A 16,689-nucleotide genomic window follows, 5' to 3' on the forward strand; every position below is an offset into this window, starting at 1 on the left:
CAGCGGAGTCTCCATCATGAATACCGCGGATCCGGACCTGACCCAGGGCAGCGCCCCATTATCCATGCGGCCCACGCTGGCGGGCACGGACCACATGATCTCGGCCGGTCATTACCTGGCCACGCATGCGGGCGCGCAGATACTGCAGGCCGGCGGCAACGCCATCGACGCCGGCGTGGCGGCCGGCATCGCGCTCGGGGTGGTGCAGAGCGATATCGTCAACGTCGGCGGTGTGGCGCCGTGCCTGGTCTACCATGCGCAGACCGGCAAGGTATGGAGCATTTCCGGGCTTGGCTATTGGCCGCGCGCCGCCACCCTGGACCTGTTCCTGGACAAGTATGGCGGGCGCATCCCCGCCGGCGTGCTGCGCACTGTCATTCCCGCCGCGCCCGATGCGTGGATCACGGCGCTCCAACGCTTCGGCACCATGTCGTTCGGCGAGGTGGCCGCGGCCGCGATCGGCTTCGCGCGCGATGGCTTCGTCATGTATCCGCTGATGGCCGAGGTGCTGGCCGATCACCAGGACGACTACCGGCGCTGGCCCTCCAGCGCCGCGGTGTATTTGCCCGGCGGGCGGCCGCCGGCCGCCGGCGAGGTGTTCCGCCAGGCCGACCTGGCGGCGAGCCTGCAGTACATGGCCGACGAGGAACGCGCGCATGTTTCGGCGGGCCGCCAGGCCGGCCTGGCGGCGGCGCGACGCGCTTTCTACCAGGGCGACATCGCGGCGCGCATGGTCGCCTACCATCGGGAAAATGGCGGGTTGCTGACGCATGACGACCTTCGCGACTTCTCGGTCGAGGTGGAGCCAGCCTTGAGCGCCGACTTCCACGGCACGCGCCTGTACAGTTGCGGCTTCTGGTGCCAGGGACCCACGCTGCTGCAGATGCTGAACATCCTGGAGTCGCGCGACCTGCGGGCGCTGGGGCATAACTCGGCGCCCTATATCCACCTACTGACGGAGGCGATCAAGCTGGCCTTCGCCGATCGCGAAGTGCATTACGGGGACCCGCGCCACAAGCCGGTGCCGCAGGAGACGCTGCTGTCCAAGGCTTATGCGCGCGAGCGCCTGGCGATGATCCTGGCAGATCGTGCCGGCCCGGACATCCCGGCCGCTGGCCACCTGCTCGACGCCGGGCTGAGCAGGCCGCGCCTGCATCGGCCGGAGGACGCGCAGCGCACCGATCCGCGCCTCGATACGTCCTATGTGGCCGCGGTAGACAAGCATGGCAACGCATTCTCCGCCACGCCGAGCGACGGTTCGTACAACACGCCGGTCATCCCGGGAACCGGGTTGTGCGCGTCTGGCCGCGGCAGCCAGTCGTGGGCCGAGCGCGGCCATGCCTGCGCCATCGGGCCCGGCCGCAGGCCGCGCCTGACACCCAATCCGTCGCTGGCGATCCGGCCCGGCGGCTATGTCATGCCATTCGGCACGCCTGGCGGCGACGTGCAGTGCCAGGCCATGCTGCAGACCTTCCTGAACATGGAGGTGTTCGGCATGGACCCGCAGCAAGCGGTGGAGGCGCCGCGTTTCGCCACATTCAGCTTTCCTTCGTCGTTCGAGCCGCACAGTGTGCAGCCGGGGCGGCTGATGATCGAGGACCTGGTGGCGCGGCCAGTGGGCGACGCGCTGGCGGCGATGGGCCATTCGGTGCAATGGTGGCGCGATCGCAACTGGCGCGCCGGCGCGATGTGCGTGGTCAGGCACGACACCCGTACGGATGTACGCTGGGGAGCGGCCGACCCGCGCCGGCCAGCGTACGCCATCGGCCGCTGAGGCGATAGCGTGCGTGCCATGCATGCGGCATGGGCGCGCGGATAGGCGCTGGTAACCGACGGCTACCGGTTTGTCGGAAGCCATGGGCGACGAATCGGTTTGTTGCATTTGGCAGGGATGTCTTGCTTTCTGGCGCGTGCGCGTTGCGCGCAGGCGAGTACAGTGAAAAGGCCTCAAGAACAACAGGAGCGTCCCATGTTCGACAAACTTCCCGTTTTGCGTCGCGGCGCGTTGGCCGCCATGTCGGTGGCGGCGGCAGGCCTGGTTTTCACCGGCTGCACCACCACTTCGCCGCAGGCTTCCGCCAGCGCGGCCGAGCAACGCCAGGAAATCGACAGCGGCGCCGACGCCGCGCTGGGCAAGCTGTACCAGACTTCGCCGCAAGCCAAGGAACTGGTGCAGCGCGCCAAAGGGGTGCTGGTGTTCCCCTCGGTGTTGAGCGCCAGTTTCGTGGTGGGCGCCCAGCACGGCAAAGGGGTGTTGCGCGTCGCCGGCGCCAACGCGGGCTACTACAGCACGTCGGCGGGATCCATCGGCTTCCAGGCGGGCGCGCAATCCAAGGCCGTGATCCTGCTGTTCATGACCGACCAGGCACTCGAGCAATTCCGCAACAGCCAGGGGTGGACGGTCGGAGCCGATGCTTCGGTAGCGGTAGCCAATGTCGGGGCCAATGGCCGCATCGACTCGAATACCGCGCAGCAGCCTATCGTCGGTTTCGTCATGAATAATGCCGGCCTGATGGCGGGCGTGTCGCTCGAAGGCGCGAAAATCTCCAAGCTGGATCTTTGACCGCAGCGCGGCATTGCCGCGCGATGCTTCGAATAGCCCCGGCGCCTGCGTGGCGGCGGGGCTTTTTCCTGCTTGCCGGGGGCTTTTTAGAGGGAACCGACCCTAGGGCGTCTGGCCGCCGCCGCCGCCCTCGGCGGGCTTGGGCGCGGGCTTGTCCGCGCAAGTGAAGTCGACCGTGGCCTCCTTGGGCATCAGGCCGGTGGCGTGATTGGACGTGACCTTGGGGTGCAACAGGCGCTGTCCCAGGGATTCGCAATGCGCCGTGGCCTGTTCGCGCGCGATATTCTTGACTTCGACCCAGGTCTGGAACTTGGCGCCGGCATTGTAGGTGACACGATAGGTGTCTTTGCCCGTGGGGGTGGTCTGGCTGACGCTCGAGCACGCGGACAGTAGGGAGAGCGCCAGGGCGCAGGGGAAAAGGCGAAACGGCATGGAACTTCCGGGGGCAGGTGTCAGCGCTATTACATAGCACCAGGCGCCTGTCGCGCAAGCAGGCGGCGCAGGCGCCGGTATCAGCCGGGCGCGATCGCGTTGCGGCGGTCCAGCTTGCGGCTCAGCACGATCGACGTCTGGGTCTGCTTGACACCTTCGAGCAGGCCGATGTGGTCGAGCAGGTCGTCGAGTTGCTCATGGGTTTCGCAGCGCAGGAAGACCAGATAATCGAACGGCCCGCTGACCGATGAGACTTCTTCGACTTCGGGGATCTTGGCCAGTTCGCGGATGACCGCGGCCGGGGTTTTCGGCAGCACGCTGATGAAGCAGTATGCCCGCACCGCAGCGTCTTCCAGCTTGTGTCCCAGTCGCACGCCGTAGCCCGCGATAGCGCCGTCGCGCTCCAGCCGCGACAGCCGGCCCACCACCGTACTGCGCGCCAACTTCAGCTTGCGCGCCAGGATGGCGGCGGGCTCGCGCGCGTTGGCTTGCAGCAGGCTGAGAAGCTGGCGGTCGATGGCGTCGAGTTTGTCGGGCATACGTGAAGTGTGACGAGCATAGGCCTGTCCGGAAAGTACAGGCGCGGCGTGCGGCAAGTCAATGCGGACCGTCGATCGCGCGTCCCGGGCCGGCGGCGCGGTGCGTGCTAGCATGCCCGACGGAAACCCTTATCGCGAGGCCTTATGGATATCCAGGAACAAATCGCCGTCATAGTGCATACGATCTCGCACCAGGGCGGGCGTATCGACGCGCTCAATGCCGTCACGTCGTCCATGCTCCACCTGGCCAAGTCGTCGCCCGGCTTGCGCGAGGCGATCGAGGCGCAGCTGGAGCAGAATTATTCCAGCCTGCTGGCCCGCTCGGAAAATCCCCAATACGTGGCCGGCTTCGAGAGCGTGCGCGATACCGTGCTGGCTGCCCTGAAGTGAAGGGAGGCTTACCCACAGCTTCTGTGGACAAGCCTTGGGATAGGCTGGGCACAGCCGGAAAATTCCTTTGCGCGACAAGCGCTTGCAGGTTGCGGTCAAGACCTGACTGGGCGCGGGGGCTTCAACCGGCGGCCGCCACGATGCCGCCCAGGGTCTGTATTGCCTCGGCAATCTGCGGCGTGTAGGTCTGCCCGCAGCTGAGTCGCAGGAAATGGTTGTAGCGGTCCGAATTCGAGAACATCGTCCCGGGGGCGATGCGGATGCCCTGTGCCAAGGCCCGCTCGAACACCCGGGCGCTGGCTCGCTGGCCGGGCAGCTCGACCCACAACAGCATGCCGCCCTCGGGCATGCTCAGGCGCGTGCCAGGCGGGAAATGCCGGGCAACGGCTTCCGCCACCTGCTCGCGCTGGATCTTCAACTGGCGGCGCAGGCGGCTGAGGTGCCGGTCGTAGGCTTTCGACCCCATGTAGTCGGCCACCGCGACCTGGGCCAGGGGCTCGTTGTGACGGCTCTGCGCGAACTTCAGCATGGCGACGCGCGATTGCCAGCGGCCGGCGGTCATCCAGCCCAGCCGCATGCCGGGCGCCAGTGTCTTGTGCATCGAGGCGCAATGGATCACGTTGCCGGTGTGGTCCCAGGACTTGACGGCAGGGCGCAGCCGATCGTCATCGCATAGCATGCCGTAGGTGTCGTCTTCGATCAGGGCGACCTGGTGGCGTTCGCACAGCGCCGCCAGCCGCGCTTTTTCGGCGTCGGGCATGACGCAGCCGAGCGGGTTCTGGAAATTCGGCACGACCACCACGGCGCGCAGGTGCGGGTGGGTCTGCAGGGCCAGCTCCAGCGCGTCGACGGACAGGCCCTGCAGGGGGCTGGTGGGGATCTCGAGCGCGCGCATGCCCAGGCTCTCCAGGATCTGCAGCAGCCCGAAATACACCGGCGATTCAACCGCAATGGTGTCGCCGGGCCGCGCTACCGCGCGCAGCGCCAGATTCACGGCCTCGATACAGCCGTGCGTGACCAGTATTTCGTCGGGAGCCAGGTTCATGCCCAGTTCCAGCGCGCGGCGCGCCAGCACGCCGCGCAATTCCGGATGTCCCAGGGGAGGAACCCGGTCGACCAGCATGAGAGGCTTGGCGCGCACCGCGCGGATCATGGCCTGCTTGAGCGCGTCGGCCGGGTAGTGCGCCGGCAAGGCGGCCGCCAGGGCCAGGTTGACGCTCGTGACGTGCCGTTCGCATTGGGCAATGAAGTCCGAGACGCGATCATGGATGCCCACATAACGCGCCGGATCGAGCGGCCGGCCCGGGTCCGGTTCGGACGCCGGCAGCATGGCCTTGCGGTGCAGCGGGCGCACGAAATACCCGGAGCGTGGCCGCGCCTCGATCAGTCCGTCGTCCTCGAGCTGTCGGCACGCCTGCAGCGCCGTGGAAAGGCTGACCCGGTGGGTGCGGACCAGCGTCCGCACGGAAGGCATGCGTTCGGCCGGGGCCAGCGCGCCAGTACGAATGGCGCGCCGGTAGTGGTCGGCCAGGCGCTGGTAGAGAGGCGTATCCATGTGGGGATGGTGCGCGGACGCAATGCCACCGTACAGGCACAGTTCAAGGGAAAATCCACCATAACAGATACTGTAACGGCTGTCTGTTGCGGTACAGAAACCCATGGCGTGTGTCTGTCAGCGAAGCCGCGGTGCGCGTAGCCTGGGAACCATTCCCGAACCCCGTGCAGGAGCGCCGCCATGGCAGTTGCCAGTGCCATTTTTACCCGCCAGGTCGTGCTGCGGCGCGGCGAGACACATGTGTTCCATGCGCCGTGCGGCAGTGTGGTGGTCTGTGCAGAGGGCAGTGTGCGCCGCATCGAGCAAATTGCCCGCGGCGACGAAACATCACCCTACGCAGTCGACGTACTCCTGCACCAGGGAGAATCCCACGTCGTGGCAAACGGCGCCGTCGTCACCCTGGTGGCCGAATCCGACGCGCAACTGTTATGCCTGCTGTCGGTACGCCCGTGGCGTGTATTTGCGGCGAGATTGCTGCAAAGGGCCGCAGATTATGTTATGATGACAAACATCAGACGCGGGGTGGAGCAGTCTGGCAGCTCGTCGGGCTCATAACCCGAAGGTCGTAGGTTCAAATCCTGCCCCCGCAACCAATTCGATGAGGGCCTGGCGTGTTCGCCGGGCCTTTTTCATTGGCAGCGTCGTTGGCGCGGCCAGCCGTGCGGTCTCAGGCGCGCCCGCCGGGGCGGTCGAGCATGGCGACCAGCGCCTGTTTCAGGTGCGGCGAGAAAATCGGCACGGTATGCGTGACGCCATCCCGGTCGACACCTTCTTTCAGGGTGACCGACTGGCCGTCGAAGATGTCTGGCGCCTTGCGCAGTTCGACATAGCGCTCCAGCAGCGCATCGACTTGTTCCTGGGCGGCCGCCAGCGGCGCGGGGCCGGCCAGGCGCTGCGCCGAGTGGGCCTGCAGCACGCGGTGCAGGTCATCGATGAACAGCGCCAGCGCAGCCTGGCCGCGGCAATGGGGCTGTTGCCAGCCCCAGTCTTGGTCGGCCGGAGCGGCGGGCGGAGGACGTTTCTTGGACATGGCATCATCCTAAACCATTCGGGCGGCCGCGTGCGTTGCGTCGAGCCGGCAATATGGGGCATGGGGTTTGGCGCTTTGGCGGGAAACGGTGCATGATTGGCACTGCCGGCTTGCCGGCGCCGGGTGCCGCCCGGGCCCTGGTGGTCTTCCGTGCCAAGGAGAAATCATGAAGAACAGAATCCTGCTTGTCGTCCTGCTCGCCATCTCGGCGGTGTCTGCCGGATGCAATACGGTTGCCGGCGCCGGCAAAGACATCGAACGCGGCGGCGAGGAAATCCAGAAGGCCGCCGACTGAACGCGGGCCGCCGCCGTGCCGGCGCGGCCCGGCGGCAGCCGTCGATGCGGGGCTGAGGCATAATTCAGCGTCGAATCATCTGCCAGGAACATCTATGCGCATCTGGGGCTTGTCGGGCTTGATCATGGCGGTCGCACTGGGCGGCTGCGCGAGCAAGGGGCTGTTGTCCGGCGACCCGCCGGGCGCCACGGAAACCTTCCAGGTCAATGCCGACTTCCAGGCGGCCCATCGCCGGGCGGGCGAATATGTCCGGGTCTGCCACGAAGAGCGCGCCCACCCCTACGGCGCCGTCTACCAATCGAACAGCACGCTGGGCGAAAAAGGCGTGCCCAACGAGATCCAGATCTACAAGCAGAAAGAGCCCGCCAAGATCCTGGAAATCATTCGCAGCCAGGCGGACGGTCCGGCCGCCTCGCGGGTCACGGTCATGGTGCTGGGCGATGCTCCCTGGGACGCCGCCGAACTGGCGGCGGCCAAGGCATCCATCCAGAGCGCCACGCCGACCTGCCGGCCGCTGAAAGATTGAACCCCGTCGAAACATCCATGCCAGCCTCTCGCCACGGTAGTTCATGCGCCGCGCTGGCCGCTGCCTCGCGCTGGCTGGGCTGGCTCAACGCCATTGCAGTCCTGGGCGAGCTGGGGTTCGCGCTCGGCGTGCTGGGCAGCGACGTCGCGCCGCCCGACCTGACCATGCCGCTGGCATGTTTCCTAGTGGGGGTGGTGGCCAGCGGCCTGTCCATGGCCTGCTGGGCCTGGGGCGCGGGCGGGGCCGAAGAGCGCCCGGTGGGCGTGTCCGGCCTGGCGCGGTGGGTCGGCTTGCTGGCATATTTGCTGGCGCTTGCCGCCTTTGTCGTCGGTTGCTGGCTGTCGGCCGGCTTGGCGTTCGAAGCCGAGGCGGGCGACGTGGACGCTGGCTACACAATGCGTATACCCGGCGCCTGAAATCGCTTGCCGCGGGTCGAGTGGCGGATTTAATATACGCATTGCGTATATTTGTTCCCGCCGAGGCTGCCCATGTCCATCTCCCAGCAAGCTTTCCTGCGCGACGCCATGCGTCGTCTCAACCTGACGCGTGATGTATTCGCGACCCGCATTGGCGTGAAGCGCCGTGCGCTGGATACATGGCTGCTGCCCGAGGGCTCGCAGGAATTCCGCGCCATGCCGGAAGTGGTCGAGCGATTCGTCGGCGAAATTGTCCAGAACGAGGCGTTGCGCGAAAAATATACGCAAAGCTCGCAAGTCGGGCCGCTGCGCGACCGCATCGCCTATGACGGCAGGTACCAGCTCATTTCGGTAGACCAGTTTTCGCGCGAATCGGTCGAGGATCTGTTCCGGGTCGCCGATATGATGCAGCCCATTGCGCGCCGCCAGAAAGTGTCGCGCGTACTGGAAGGGGCGGTGCTGGGCAACCTGTTCTTCGAAGCCAGCACCCGGACGCGCGTGAGTTTCGGCGCGGCCTTCTGCCGCCTTGGTGGCTCCGTATGCGACACCACCGGCTTCACGTTCTCGTCCATGGCCAAGGGCGAATCGATCTACGACACCAGCCGGGTGATGAGCGGCTATGTGGATGCCATGGTGGTGCGCCATCCGGACCAGGGCTCGGTGGCCGAGTTCGCGCGCGCGACCAACATCCCGGTGGTCAACGGCGGCGACGGGCCCGGCGAGCATCCCAGCCAGGCGTTGCTGGACCTCTACACCATCCTGACCGAGTTCTCGCGGCTGGGCAAGCTGCTGGATGGGGCCCATATCGCCATGGTGGGCGACCTGAAATACGGGCGCACCGTGCACTCGCTGATCAAGCTATTGGCGCTGTACAAGGGCATCAAGTTCACGCTGATTTCCCCCCCGGGGCTCGAAATGCCCGGCTACATCATCGAGCAGGCCAGCCGCAACGACAACGTGATCGAGCAGAAGAGCTCCCTGGCCGATGGGCTGGCCGGCGTCGACGTGATCTACGCCACCCGTGTGCAGAAGGAGCGCTTCGCCAACGAGGAGACCGAGGGATATACCCCGGATTTCCAGATCAGCCGCGCCACCATCGACGCGCACTGCGGACCCGATACGATCGTCATGCACCCGCTGCCGCGCGACAGCCGGCCGGGGGCCAATGACCTCAGTACCGACCTGAACGACGATCCGCGCCTGGCGATCTTCCGCCAGACCGACAACGGCATTCCGATCCGCATGGCGATTTTCGCCGTGCTGCTGGGGGTGGAAGGGCTGGTGCAGCACTCGATGCGCGACGTGACCTGGAAGCATCCGTCGCACATCGGGCCCGACGATTCCGCCTTCCACGGGCTTGACTGACGCCGGCGGAGGGGCGGGCGCCGCCGCCGCCCCGTCCGTGCTTCAGACGCGCTTTTCGCCGCCCAGCGCGTCGGTCAGCTCGGCCAGCAACTTGGCCAGCTCGCCGGTCATCAGCGCCATATCGGAGTCGAATTTCTCGTCGTCGTTCTGCATGACCGTGTCATTGCCTTCCTTGAGCACGTCCAGCGGCGTCACCCGCTTGATGTCCAGGGCTTCGGTCAGCACGAATGACACGCGGTCGGCCCAGGTCATGGCCAGGCGGGTGCATTGCTTGCCGGCCTGGATATGGCGGCGCACGTCGTCCACGTCGATGGAGTGCTTGACATAGCGGATGGCCGCGCGGCTTTCGCCCGAGGCCCGCAGTTCGGTGTCCTGGTCGATGCTGAAGTTCGGCGGCGCTTCGTCGGCGGCCAGCCAGCCGGTCATGGCCGCCGCCGGCGACTGCGCAACGTACAGGTTTTCCAGCGGCAGCGGGTCGATGGTCTTGACCAGCAGGCCGATGACTTCATCGGCCTTGGCCGACGCGGCTGCGTCGATCACCAGCCAGTGATTCACCGGGTCGATCCACACCCGGGTGTCCCGGTAAACGCTGAACGCCTTGGGCAGGAGCTCGTCCGCGACGCGCTCCTTGATTTCCTTCATTTGCTTGCGGCCGGGCTTGTAGCCCTGTTGCTCTTCGATTTCCTGGGCGCGTGCGCGCGCGACCTGGTTGACCACGGTGGCGGGCAGGAGTTTTTTCTCGGCCCGCACGGATAGCAGGATCTGCTGGTTCACGCTGTGCGACAAGGCGGCGTTCTCGCGCGGGGAAATCCAGCCCAGGCTTTGCATTTCGAGGTTGTTGCCGGCCTGGTAGGCGTGCCGGGCCAGGCTTTCTTCAAGCTGCTCGCCGGTCAGCGTCCACGGCGAGGAAAGACGGTATATCTTGAGATTCTTGAACCACATGGCGTCGGGCAAAAGGGTTGATTCTATACGACCGCGACTGTCATGGCGCCCATGTGGTTTCCCCATTGACACGACACGTTCTGTCACTGACAGTGGACGGGCGTTCCGGTATCTTCCGGCGCATCGTCACTAGCCAAAAGGACATAACAATGAAACCTGCGACCATTGTGGGCATCGTGCTGATCGCGCTGGGCGCCGCGGCGCTGGTGTACAAGGGCTTCGACTACAAGAGCGAAGAAACCGTCCTGCAGATCGGTTCAGTCAAGGCCACGGCCGAAACCGAAAAATCGGTGACTATTCCGACCTGGGCCGGCATCGCCGCCATTGTGGTGGGGGTACTGGTGGTCGGGCTCGGTCGTCGTCGCTGAAGCCGCGATCGTCACGCCGAAGGCCTGCGCCGGAGGGCGGCAAAAAAAGGCCCGGCTTGGAAAAGCCGGGCCGGCAGGGTCACACAATGTCGCGCCATTAAAGGCTCGCGGGGGACGCGGCATTGGCGTCAGAGTACTGGCCCTGCGATCGTCGGACAGGGGATCAAACGCCCGACAATGCAGTGCAAGACCGTGATCTGAGCTTGCAGTCTAATCCTGTCGGTCTGACAGCGTCCTGAATCAAGCCGCCCCGGAGAAGGGGCAAAAAAAAAGCTCCCGAGGGAGCTTGAAGGGCCAGACAGGCGCAGCAGTCCTGCCTGGCGGGGGAACGCGCGGTCAGGCGTTGATGTCCACGTCCTTCGTCTCGCGCACGAACAGGGTGCCGATGACGAGAGTCATGACCGCGATGATGATCGGGTACCAGAGGCCGTCGTAGATGTTGCCCGTGGCGGCGACGATGGCGAAGGCCACCGGCGGCAGGAATCCGCCGAACCAGCCGTTGCCGATGTGGTACGGCAGGCTCATCGACGTGTAGCGGATGCGGGTCGGGAACATTTCCACCAGCATGGCGGCGATCGGGCCATACACCATGGTCACGTAGATCACCAGGATGGTCAGCAGCACCACCACCATGAACTTGTTCATCTGCGCCGGATCGGCCTTGGCGGGATAGCCGTGGTCGCGGATGGCGGTGGTCAGCGCCGCCTTCAGTTCGGCCGACTTGGCCTTGAACTCGGCGGGAGCCATGTCCTTGCCCTCGAACGAGGTGAACTCGTCGTTGCCGATCTTGACCTTGGCGACCGAGCCCGCCGGCGCGGCCTGGTTCTGGTAATTGACGGAGTTGCTGGCGAGGAACGACTTGACCACGTCGCAGGAACTGGTGAAGGACGAGGTGCCGACCGGGTTGAACTGGAACGAGCAGGTGGCCGGGTCGGCGACGACCGTGACCGGCGCCGTGGCCTGGGCTTTTTCGAGCGCCGGGTTGGCGAAGTGGGTCAGGCCCTGGAACAGGGGGAAGTAGGTGACCGCGGCGATCAGGCAGCCGGCCATGATGATGGGCTTGCGGCCGATGCGGTCGGACAGCGAGCCGAAGATCAGGAAGAACGGCGTACCGATCAAGAGCGCCAGGGCGATCATGATGTTGGCGGTGTTGGCGTCGACCTGCAGCGTCTTGGTCAGGAAGAACAGGGCATAGAACTGCCCGGTGTACCAGACCACGGCCTGGCCGGCGGTCAGGCCGAGCAGGGCGATGATGACGATCTTCAGGTTCTTCCACTGGCCGAACGATTCGGTCAGCGGCGCCTTGGAACCCTTGCCTTCTTCCTTCATGCGCTTGAAGGTGGGCGATTCATTGAGCTGCATCCGGATCCACACCGAGATGCCCAGCAGCACCACCGAAATCAGGAACGGAATGCGCCAGCCCCAGGCGCGGAACGATTCCTCGTCCATCAGGCCGCGCACTCCCATGATCACCAGCAGCGAGAGGAACAGGCCCAGCGTGGCGGTGGTCTGGATCCAGGCAGTGTACGCGCCGCGCCGGCCATGCGGCGCATGCTCGGCCACATAGGTGGCCGCGCCACCGTACTCGCCGCCCAGGGCCAGGCCCTGCAGCAGGCGCAGGCCGATCAGGATCGCCGGGGCGGCAATGCCGATGCTGGCGTAGCTGGGCAATACGCCCACGAGGAAGGTCGACAGGCCCATGATCACGATGGTGACCAGGAAGGTGTACTTGCGCCCGACCAGGTCGCCCAGGCGGCCGAATACCAGTGCGCCGAACGGCCGCACCGCGAAACCGGCGGCGAAGGCCAGCAACGCGAAAATGAATGCCGCCGTGGGATTGACGCCGGAGAAGAAGTGGGTGGCGATGATAGCCGCCAGCGAGCCGTACAGGTAGAAGTCGTACCACTCGAAAACGGTGCCTAGCGACGACGCGAAGATCACGCGCCGTTCTTCCTTGGTCATCGGGCGCGGGCCCGTTGATGGGCCGCGATCGGCCAGCGATGCTGTGCTCATGATGTCTCCTCGTTTGATGCCAGTGGTGCTCCACCGTGCTTACTTTCCGCCGGCGGATACCGGCATCAAGCTGGTTACAAGGTAGAAAACCAGCCTGACGAGGTTCTGACGCGATACTTACCCGAATCTTAATTTTGAAACTTAATGTTTCTATGCCGGCGGGGCGCCGGGCGGGCGAGGGTATATCCTAGGCGGCCGTGGAGCTCTCGGATGTGCGTCCATACAACGAAAAAATCACCCGGATGCAGGTGCCCGGCAATTGGGAGTGCGCGGTGCCTTCGTGGATCTGCACCTCGGCGTGGTGCTTCTGGGCAATTTCGCGGACGATGGCCAGCCCCAGGCCGCTGCCTTCGGCCTGCGTGCCCAGTACGCGGTAGAAGCGGTCGAACACCCGCTCGCGGTCCTCGGGGGCGATCCCGGGGCCGGAATCCTCGACTTCGAGAATGGCGTGCAGGGCGGTGGCGCGCACCCGCACGGTCACGTGCCCGCCTGCCGGCGTGTAGCGCAGGGCGTTGTCCAGCAGGTTGTTCAGGAGTTCGGCCAGCAGGATGCTGTTGCCGGCTATGTACACCGGCCGGTCGGCGGCTTCGAAGCCCAGGTCGGTGCCCAACGCCAGGGCCTGCGGCACCCATTGCATGGCCTGCTCCGAGCCGACGGCATCCAGGTCGACGCGGGCCAGTCCCGCCGAATGCGGGTTTTCGGCGCGCGCCAGCAGCAGCAGCTGGTTGACCAGGCGGGTGGCGCGCTCCGAGCCCATGACGAGCTGGCGCAGGCTGGACTGCATCTCGTCGGGGCTGGCGTCGCGCAGCGCCAGCTCGGCCTGGGTGCGCAGCCCGGCCAGCGGGGTCTTCAACTGGTGGGCCGCGTCCGCGACGAAGCGGCGCTGTGCCTCCACGTTGGCCGACAGGCGGTCGAGCAGCTCGTTCATGGCGCCGACCAGCGGGGCGATCTCGGATGGCGCGGCGCGCTCGTCAATGGGCGACAGGTCGTCGGGACGGCGCGCGCGCAGCCGCTGCTGCAGGGCGTTGAGCGGCGCCACGCCGCGCGACAGGCCGAACCACACCAGCAGCACGGCGACCGGCAGCACCACGAACTGCGGAATGATCACGCCCTTGATGATGTCGTTGGCGAGCTGCGTGCGCTTTTCCATGGTCTCGGCCACCGCCAGCAGCACAGGCTGGGTGCGCGGGATGTGCAGGTCGACCCAGGTGTAGGCCAGCCGCACGCCGAACCCGCGCAGCGTGTCGTCCGCGTACAAAATAGTGCCCGGCTGGGGCGGACCGAGTTCCGGCGGCAGGGGCAGGGCACGGTCGCCGCCCAGGTATTCGCCCCGGCTGCCGAGGGCTAGCCAGAAGACGCTTTCGGTTTCGTCGGGGCGCAGCACGTCGCGCACGCCTTCGCTCATGCGCAGGACGGCGCGCCCGTCCTGCGCATGCACGTGGCGCGCCAGTACATGCAGGTTGTTGGCCAGCGCGCGGTCGTACGGGACGTTAGCGATGTTCTGCGCCACCACGTAGGTGATGGCCACGCTCATGGGCCATAGCAGGAACAAGGGCGCCAGCATCCAGTCGAGGATTTCGCCCAGCAGCGAGCGTTGCGGCGGCGCGAAGCTGGGGCCCTTGGCCCCGCCGCGCATGGCATCCAGGGCTTCCTGGTTCAGCTTTTCGTGCGCGGCCGGCTCAATGGGGGAGGTAGCCGGCACCCTGGTCCCGTTCAAGGCAATAGCCCAGGCCGCGCACCGTGATGATCTTGACGCCGCTGGGCTCCAGCTTCTTGCGCAGGCGATGCACGTAGACCTCGATGGCGTTGGTGCTGACTTCTTCGCCCCATTCGCAGAGGTGGTCCACCAGTTGCGTCTTGCTGACCATGCGGCCGCTGCGGGTCAGCAGAATCTCGAGCAGGCTGACCTCGCGGGCCGAGAGGTCGAGCGTCTGGTCGTCGACCAGGGCCACGCGGCCGGTCTGGTCGAAGACCAGCCTGCCGTGGCGCAGCAGGGTGGCGCCGCCGCCGGCCCCGCGCCGGGTCAGCGCGCGCACCCGCGCCTCGAGTTCGGACAGGGCGAAGGGCTTGGCCATGTAGTCGTCGGCGCCGAGGTCGAGCCCTTTGACGCGTTGTTCGACGCTGTCGGCGGCGGTGAGGATCAGCACCGGCAACAGCGAGTTGCGCGCGCGCAGGCGTCGCAGGACTTCGAGGCCGGCCAGCTGGGGCAGGCCGAGATCGAGGATGAGCAGGTCGAAGGCCTGGGCGGCCAGGGCGGAATCGGCGGCCACGCCATCGCGGACGGCGTCGACGGCATAGCCATTGTGCCGCAGCGAGCGGGACAGGCCATCGGCCAGGATGCTGTCGTCTTCGGCGATGAGGATGCGCATGCGGGTAAGCGGAAACGGTGGCCGGACATGCCGCCCGGATCGGGGGCATTCTGGCACACGGCGGGACGCTTGCCCAGCCAGGGAATCCCTGGAAAATTATGGCATACTGGATTTTTGTACAGTATAATCCGATGCCATAATCGCCGCTAGCTTTCGAGCCGTATCAAGCAGAGTTCTCCGGCCAGCCCCGCCTGGCCGGGCAACAAGTTACCCATGGCCGCCGCCGGCGCATCGTGCCGCGGCGCCGCATACATACATTCATCCACGGGACACCACATGGACGACAAAACCAGCAAGGCAGCCGCGTCGGAAAAGGCCAAGGCGCTGGCCGCCGCGCTTTCGCAAATCGAGAAGCAGTTCGGCAAGGGCTCGATCATGCGCTACGGCGACAACGAGGTCGAGCACGACATCCAGGTCGTGTCCACCGGCTCGCTGGGGCTCGACATCGCGCTGGGCGTGGGCGGCCTGCCGCGCGGCCGGGTGATCGAGATCTACGGCCCCGAATCGTCCGGCAAGACCACGCTCACCCTGCAGGTCATCGCCGAAATGCAGAAAATCGGCGGCACCTGCGCCTTCGTCGACGCCGAGCACGCGCTCGACGTCCAGTACGCCGCCAAGCTCGGCGTCAACCTGACCGACCTGCTGATTTCCCAGCCCGACACCGGCGAGCAGGCGCTGGAAATCACCGACGCTCTGGTGCGCTCGGGTTCGGTCGACCTGATCGTCATCGACTCGGTCGCGGCCCTGGTGCCCAAGGCCGAAATCGAGGGCGAAATGGGCGACTCCCTGCCCGGCCTGCAGGCCCGCCTGATGAGCCAGGCGCTGCGCAAGCTGACCGCCACCATCAAGCGCACCAACTGCATGGTGATCTTCATCAACCAGATCCGCATGAAGATCGGCGTCATGTTCGGCAACCCCGAAACCACCACCGGCGGCAATGCGTTGAAATTCTATTCGTCGGTGCGCCTCGATATCCGCCGCATCGGCTCCATCAAGAAGGGCGAGGAAGTCGTGGGCAACGAAACCCGCGTCAAGGTCGTCAAGAACAAGGTCTCGCCCCCCTTCAAGCAGGCCGAATTCGACATCATGTACGGCGCGGGTATCTCGCGTGAAGGCGAAATCATCGACCTGGGCGTGCAGGCCGGCGTGGTCGACAAATCCGGCGCCTGGTACAGCTACAACGGCACTCGCATCGGCCAGGGCAAGGACAACGTCCGCGAATACCTGAAAGAGCACCCCGAGCTCGCCATCGAGATCGAGAACAAGGTGCGCGAGAACCAGGGCATCGTCAGCCGCGCGGCCACGTTCCCGGCCAGTGAAGCCGAGGAACCCGGCGAAGCATGATCCGCCGGCCCAGGCCTCCGTCGCCACGACGCGGCCCGGGCAAGGGCGAGGCCGACGACGACGGCTTCGAAACCCTCGCCCAACCCTCGCCCCGCCCGCGCGGGCCTTCCTTGAAGGCCCGCGCCGTCGGTTATCTGTCCCGCCGCGAATATGCGCGCAATGAGCTGGCGCGCAAGCTTCAGCCCTACGCGGAAGAGGGCGACGACATCGATGCGGTGCTCGACGCCCTGGAAAAAGAGGGCTGGCTGTCCACTGAACGGTTCGCCCACAGCCTGGTGCACCGGCGCGCCGGGCGGCAGGGCACGGCGCGCATCGTGCAGGAACTGCGTCAGCATGGCGTGGCGGAAGAGCAGGTGGCGCAATTGCGCGACGACCTGCGCGCCACCGAGTACCAGCGGGCACTCGAGGTCTGGCGCAAGCGCTTCGCCGCCAAGCCGGCCGATCGCGCCGAATATGCCAAGCAGGCCCGCTTCCTGGCGGGCCGCGGGTTTGCCCACGACATCATCCGCCGCCTGTTGGGCGACGAGCACGACGACTAGGGG

General features: G+C 66.2%; 18 protein-coding genes and 1 tRNA gene. 11 read left to right on the forward strand and 8 right to left on the reverse strand.

What is annotated here, in order from left to right; translation table 11 throughout:
• Window positions 1-16: 16 nt before the first annotated feature.
• Both ACKTT0_RS17315 and ACKTT0_RS17320 read left to right on the forward strand, forming a co-directional pair.
• Window positions 17-1,774: a gamma-glutamyltransferase family protein gene (locus ACKTT0_RS17315; RefSeq protein ID WP_407851040.1), complete on the forward strand. Its 1,758-nt coding sequence runs from the start codon at window positions 17-19 to the stop codon at window positions 1,772-1,774.
• A 195-nt stretch (window positions 1,775-1,969) separates the two neighbouring features.
• A complete protein-coding gene (locus ACKTT0_RS17320; RefSeq protein WP_407851041.1) occupies window positions 1,970-2,563 on the forward strand; it encodes a BPSL1445 family SYLF domain-containing lipoprotein in 594 nt (197 codons plus the stop codon).
• Window positions 2,564-2,665: 102 nt separating this feature from the next.
• Here the strand turns inward: ACKTT0_RS17320 and ACKTT0_RS17325 are convergent, their stop codons facing one another.
• Entirely contained in the window at window positions 2,666-2,995 is a 330-nt protein-coding gene (locus ACKTT0_RS17325) for a hypothetical protein (RefSeq protein ID WP_407851042.1), read from the reverse strand.
• 80 nt (window positions 2,996-3,075) lie between these two features.
• A complete protein-coding gene (locus ACKTT0_RS17330; RefSeq protein ID WP_407851043.1) occupies window positions 3,076-3,534 on the reverse strand; it encodes an Lrp/AsnC family transcriptional regulator in 459 nt (152 codons plus the stop codon).
• Between the two features lie 144 nt (window positions 3,535-3,678).
• Between ACKTT0_RS17330 and ACKTT0_RS17335 the strand changes: the two genes are divergently transcribed.
• Complete coding sequence (locus ACKTT0_RS17335) at window positions 3,679-3,924, forward strand: hypothetical protein (RefSeq protein WP_038853173.1); 246 nt, start codon at window positions 3,679-3,681, stop codon at window positions 3,922-3,924.
• A 121-nt stretch (window positions 3,925-4,045) separates the two neighbouring features.
• On the opposite strand, the gene ACKTT0_RS17340 is transcribed toward ACKTT0_RS17335, so the two are convergent.
• Window positions 4,046-5,479 (reverse strand): aminotransferase-like domain-containing protein, encoded by a 1,434-nt coding sequence (locus ACKTT0_RS17340; protein WP_407851044.1) that lies wholly within the window; start codon window positions 5,477-5,479, stop codon window positions 4,046-4,048.
• 516 nt (window positions 5,480-5,995) lie between these two features.
• Between ACKTT0_RS17340 and ACKTT0_RS17345 the strand changes: the two genes are divergently transcribed.
• Window positions 5,996-6,072, forward strand: a tRNA-Met gene (locus ACKTT0_RS17345).
• Between the two features lie 74 nt (window positions 6,073-6,146).
• Here ACKTT0_RS17345 and ACKTT0_RS17350 read toward each other — a convergent pair.
• Complete coding sequence (locus ACKTT0_RS17350) at window positions 6,147-6,509, reverse strand: hypothetical protein (protein ID WP_407851045.1); 363 nt, start codon at window positions 6,507-6,509, stop codon at window positions 6,147-6,149.
• 166 nt (window positions 6,510-6,675) lie between these two features.
• Here ACKTT0_RS17350 and ACKTT0_RS17355 point away from each other — a divergent pair, with 166 nt between their 5' ends.
• The 4 genes from ACKTT0_RS17355 to ACKTT0_RS17370 all read left to right on the forward strand — a co-directional run bounded on the left by ACKTT0_RS17355 (window position 6,676) and on the right by ACKTT0_RS17370 (window position 9,111).
• A complete protein-coding gene (locus tag ACKTT0_RS17355) occupies window positions 6,676-6,804 on the forward strand; it encodes an entericidin A/B family lipoprotein (protein ID WP_407851046.1) in 129 nt (42 codons plus the stop codon).
• A gap of 94 nt (window positions 6,805-6,898) precedes the next feature.
• Window positions 6,899-7,330 carry a BPTD_2524 family lipoprotein gene (locus ACKTT0_RS17360; RefSeq protein ID WP_407851047.1) on the forward strand — a complete coding sequence of 144 codons (432 nt, stop codon included), beginning with the start codon at window positions 6,899-6,901 and terminating at the stop codon, window positions 7,328-7,330.
• Window positions 7,331-7,347: 17 nt separating this feature from the next.
• Window positions 7,348-7,746 carry a hypothetical protein gene (locus tag ACKTT0_RS17365; RefSeq protein ID WP_407851048.1) on the forward strand — a complete coding sequence of 133 codons (399 nt, stop codon included), beginning with the start codon at window positions 7,348-7,350 and terminating at the stop codon, window positions 7,744-7,746.
• Window positions 7,747-7,818: 72 nt separating this feature from the next.
• Entirely contained in the window at window positions 7,819-9,111 is a 1,293-nt protein-coding gene (locus ACKTT0_RS17370) for an aspartate carbamoyltransferase (RefSeq protein WP_407851049.1), read from the forward strand.
• A 42-nt stretch (window positions 9,112-9,153) separates the two neighbouring features.
• On the opposite strand, the gene ACKTT0_RS17375 is transcribed toward ACKTT0_RS17370, so the two are convergent.
• On the reverse strand, window positions 9,154-10,053 hold the full coding sequence (locus ACKTT0_RS17375; protein WP_407852450.1) for a recombination-associated protein RdgC: 900 nt from the start codon (window positions 10,051-10,053) through the stop codon (window positions 9,154-9,156).
• 149 nt (window positions 10,054-10,202) lie between these two features.
• Between ACKTT0_RS17375 and ACKTT0_RS17380 the strand changes: the two genes are divergently transcribed.
• Window positions 10,203-10,421: a hypothetical protein gene (locus tag ACKTT0_RS17380; protein ID WP_407851050.1), complete on the forward strand. Its 219-nt coding sequence runs from the start codon at window positions 10,203-10,205 to the stop codon at window positions 10,419-10,421.
• A gap of 336 nt (window positions 10,422-10,757) precedes the next feature.
• On the opposite strand, the gene ACKTT0_RS17385 is transcribed toward ACKTT0_RS17380, so the two are convergent.
• The 3 genes from ACKTT0_RS17385 to ACKTT0_RS17395 all read right to left on the reverse strand — a co-directional run bounded on the left by ACKTT0_RS17385 (window position 10,758) and on the right by ACKTT0_RS17395 (window position 14,803).
• Window positions 10,758-12,434: an MFS transporter gene (locus tag ACKTT0_RS17385; RefSeq protein WP_407851051.1), complete on the reverse strand. Its 1,677-nt coding sequence runs from the start codon at window positions 12,432-12,434 to the stop codon at window positions 10,758-10,760.
• A 187-nt stretch (window positions 12,435-12,621) separates the two neighbouring features.
• Window positions 12,622-14,136, reverse strand: coding sequence for a sensor histidine kinase (locus tag ACKTT0_RS17390; protein WP_407852451.1), 1,515 nt, complete (start codon window positions 14,134-14,136; stop codon window positions 12,622-12,624).
• Entirely contained in the window at window positions 14,114-14,803 is a 690-nt protein-coding gene (locus ACKTT0_RS17395) for a response regulator transcription factor (protein WP_028353486.1), read from the reverse strand. The genes ACKTT0_RS17390 and ACKTT0_RS17395 overlap by 23 nt, the downstream gene beginning before the upstream one ends.
• Before the next feature lie 276 nt (window positions 14,804-15,079).
• Between ACKTT0_RS17395 and recA the strand changes: the two genes are divergently transcribed.
• The gene (recA, locus tag ACKTT0_RS17400; protein WP_407851052.1) at window positions 15,080-16,147 is read left to right on the forward strand and encodes a recombinase RecA; all 1,068 of its coding nucleotides are present in this window, start codon (window positions 15,080-15,082) and stop codon (window positions 16,145-16,147) included.
• A complete protein-coding gene (recX, locus tag ACKTT0_RS17405) occupies window positions 16,144-16,686 on the forward strand; it encodes a recombination regulator RecX (protein WP_407851053.1) in 543 nt (180 codons plus the stop codon). Before recA ends, recX begins: the two co-directional genes overlap by 4 nt.
• Window positions 16,687-16,689 lie beyond the last annotated feature (3 nt).

It is taken from the genome of Bordetella saccharivorans, assembly GCF_045862855.1.
In the GTDB taxonomy this organism is placed as follows: Bacteria; Pseudomonadota; Gammaproteobacteria; order Burkholderiales; family Burkholderiaceae_B; genus Bordetella_A; species Bordetella_A petrii_F.

Excerpts from the sequence above, each read along its gene's own strand:
- ACKTT0_RS17365 (WP_407851048.1), top strand. The coding sequence starts at position 7,348 with ATGCCAGCCTCTCGCCACGGTAGTTCATGCGCCGCGCTGGCCGCTGCC.
- ACKTT0_RS17385 (WP_407851051.1), bottom strand. The coding sequence starts at position 12,434 with ATGAGCACAGCATCGCTGGCCGATCGCGGCCCATCAACGGGCCCGCGC.
- ACKTT0_RS17325 (WP_407851042.1), bottom strand. The coding sequence starts at position 2,995 with ATGCCGTTTCGCCTTTTCCCCTGCGCCCTGGCGCTCTCCCTACTGTCC.
- recX (WP_407851053.1), top strand. The coding sequence starts at position 16,144 with ATGATCCGCCGGCCCAGGCCTCCGTCGCCACGACGCGGCCCGGGCAAG.
- ACKTT0_RS17340 (WP_407851044.1), bottom strand. The coding sequence starts at position 5,479 with ATGGATACGCCTCTCTACCAGCGCCTGGCCGACCACTACCGGCGCGCC.
- ACKTT0_RS17370 (WP_407851049.1), top strand. The coding sequence starts at position 7,819 with ATGTCCATCTCCCAGCAAGCTTTCCTGCGCGACGCCATGCGTCGTCTC.
- ACKTT0_RS17335 (WP_038853173.1), top strand. The coding sequence starts at position 3,679 with ATGGATATCCAGGAACAAATCGCCGTCATAGTGCATACGATCTCGCAC.
- ACKTT0_RS17315 (WP_407851040.1), top strand. The coding sequence starts at position 17 with ATGAATACCGCGGATCCGGACCTGACCCAGGGCAGCGCCCCATTATCC.
- ACKTT0_RS17320 (WP_407851041.1), top strand. The coding sequence starts at position 1,970 with ATGTTCGACAAACTTCCCGTTTTGCGTCGCGGCGCGTTGGCCGCCATG.
- ACKTT0_RS17350 (WP_407851045.1), bottom strand. The coding sequence starts at position 6,509 with ATGTCCAAGAAACGTCCTCCGCCCGCCGCTCCGGCCGACCAAGACTGG.
- recA (WP_407851052.1), top strand. The coding sequence starts at position 15,080 with ATGGACGACAAAACCAGCAAGGCAGCCGCGTCGGAAAAGGCCAAGGCG.
- ACKTT0_RS17355 (WP_407851046.1), top strand. The coding sequence starts at position 6,676 with ATGAAGAACAGAATCCTGCTTGTCGTCCTGCTCGCCATCTCGGCGGTG.
- ACKTT0_RS17330 (WP_407851043.1), bottom strand. The coding sequence starts at position 3,534 with ATGCCCGACAAACTCGACGCCATCGACCGCCAGCTTCTCAGCCTGCTG.
- ACKTT0_RS17395 (WP_028353486.1), bottom strand. The coding sequence starts at position 14,803 with ATGCGCATCCTCATCGCCGAAGACGACAGCATCCTGGCCGATGGCCTG.
- ACKTT0_RS17380 (WP_407851050.1), top strand. The coding sequence starts at position 10,203 with ATGAAACCTGCGACCATTGTGGGCATCGTGCTGATCGCGCTGGGCGCC.
- ACKTT0_RS17375 (WP_407852450.1), bottom strand. The coding sequence starts at position 10,053 with ATGTGGTTCAAGAATCTCAAGATATACCGTCTTTCCTCGCCGTGGACG.
- ACKTT0_RS17360 (WP_407851047.1), top strand. The coding sequence starts at position 6,899 with ATGCGCATCTGGGGCTTGTCGGGCTTGATCATGGCGGTCGCACTGGGC.